A 2,174-nucleotide genomic window follows, 5' to 3' on the forward strand; every position below is an offset into this window, starting at 1 on the left:
TTACGATTTACACTTACGATTTGCGATTACACTTTCTCTCATGGCCTGGACTGCAAGCAAGCTACGGGAGGAACTGGCACTCCTGCGGGCGCGACGGGGTGACAGCACCTCCATCGAGGTCAAACGCGCCGAACAAGGACTTCCCAAGAACTGCCCCGAAACGGTATGTGCCTTCGCCAACATGCCCTCAGGTGGAACCCTCATTCTGGGGGTGGACGAAGCGCGGGGCTTTCGTGTGAATGGCGTCCCGGACCCTGCAGCCTATGAAGCCGCACTGGTTTCCCAAGCACGGAACGCAATTACCCCGGTCCCGCAGCTGACCACTTCAACCATGATGTTCGATGGTAAGCATGTAGTCATCGCCGAAGTCTTGCCGTTGCCCGTCCAAGACCGACCCGCCCGATATCAGGGGAAGGCGTATTTGCGTCAGTCCGACGGTGATTACGTCATGCACGCCCATGAGCTGCGGATGGTCGAAGTCGAAAAACTGCATCTGACCCAGTTGGTCCAGAACGACAAAGAAGCCATCCCCGGGCTGACCCTTGATGACCTGATCCCAAACCTCGTGGAAATGTACTTGACGAACTACCGGCGGGCCGACCCCAGGCTTCGCGACCGAACCGATGCCGAGCTGCTCCGGCGAACCGGTGTAACTCTGGGAGATGGGCAGCTCACTCTTGCCGGTTTGTACGCCCTGGGAGACTACCCACAGGGGGAGTTCCCCGCACTGGGTGTCACGGCAGCAATTCGAGTTCCCGCTGATCAGGGCGGACACCGGACCCGCGACCTACGAGATTTCACGGGGCCAATTCCAATCCTGTTGGAGAACGTCATGAATTGGGTGGAGTCAAGCCTGCCCGAGGTCAGGGACTACTCCGCGGACGGCCATATTCGCCCCCGCCCCGAACTGCCCCTCAGCGCAGTCCGCGAACTTGTTGCGAATGCTCTCGTGCACAGAGACCTCGGCCCCAACACCCTCGGCGTGGGCAAGAGCATTCAGATCCGCCTCACTCCGAACGAGCTGTTCATCGTCAGTCCGGGGGGACTTCGTGGCGTATCGATCCAACAATTGGAAAGCCTGGACCACGCGCAGGCCGCGGTGAATCAACGGCTTTACAACATCTCCAAGAGGCTCCGGACACCAGACGGCGCAGCCATCATTGAGGGTGAAGGGGGCGGAATCCACGAAGTGTTCCGTGCATGCAGAGCCGCGAACCTGCCCAGGCCCGCGCTGACGGATACAGGTGTCCAATTCAAAGCTACGTTGTGGCGGCGGCCCCATCAGGCAGCTGCTCATGGTGCTCTGGAGTCTCCTGTCTCACCTTCAAAACGGCCTCACTCCCGATCGCGGAATGAAGACCGCGTATTCTCGGCTCTCCGACAAGAAAAATCGTTGACCATGCAGGCCCTTCAGGAAAAGACAGGCCTCAGCAACGGGCAAGTACGCTATGCCCTTAGACAGCCCCTGGAGTCGGGAACCGTTCTACAACTGGGCGGCCGAGGTCATAAGGGGACCGTTTACCAGCTATCCGACAAAACCACCGAGAACGACCCGGCGCGCTAGGAACGCGTTGGCGGTGCCCACCACGTGTTCGACATTGTTGACAGAAGTGGTGGCCGGGTCAGTCAAGCCCCAGCTCATCCTTCGAGAAGGCGTACAGGCAGGGCACTCCCGCGTATTCCTCGATGCGTTCCTTGGCGCCGGTGCGGCGATCGACGATCACGGCCACGGCCACCACGTTCGCGCCGGCCTTCTGCAGCGCCTCCACCGCGGTCAGCGCGGAGCCACCGGTGGTCGAGGTGTCCTCCACAACCACCACGTTGCGGCCCACCACGCTGGGGCCCTCCACCTGACGGCCCATGCCGTAGGACTTCTGTGCCTTACGAACCACGAACGTGTCGACCGCGCGGCCCTGGTCGCCGGCGGTGCGCATGATCGCGTGGCCCACCGGGTCCGCGCCCATGGTGAGACCACCGGCGGCGTCGAATTCGATACCCGCCTTGTCGAGCAGGCCGAGCATGACCTGCCCGACGTAGCGCGAAGCTTCGTGATGCAGGGTCACGCGGCGCAGATCCACGTAGTAGTCGGCCTGAATTCCGCTGGCCAGCGTCACGTTTCCGCGCACTACGGCCAGGCCCTTGATGAGGTCGCGCAGTCGCTCGCGAGCGGTGTC

Annotated in this window: 2 protein-coding genes; one reads left to right on the forward strand and one right to left on the reverse strand. The window is 61.7% G+C overall.

All coding sequences use genetic code 11. From position 1 onward, the window contains the following. Nucleotides 1-1,564, forward strand: a 1,564-nt coding sequence (locus Q4E95_RS13050; protein WP_303383710.1) for an ATP-binding protein, incomplete at its 5' end; no start/stop codon positions are given. Between the two features lie 58 nt (nucleotides 1,565-1,622). Here Q4E95_RS13050 and pyrE read toward each other — a convergent pair. Next, nucleotides 1,623-2,174: orotate phosphoribosyltransferase (gene pyrE / locus Q4E95_RS13055; protein ID WP_303383711.1), on the reverse strand; the 552-nt coding region annotated here is incomplete at its 5' end.

This window comes from Kocuria sp. (genome assembly GCF_030536815.1).
In the GTDB taxonomy this organism is placed as follows: domain Bacteria; phylum Actinomycetota; class Actinomycetes; order Actinomycetales; family Micrococcaceae; genus Kocuria; species Kocuria gwangalliensis.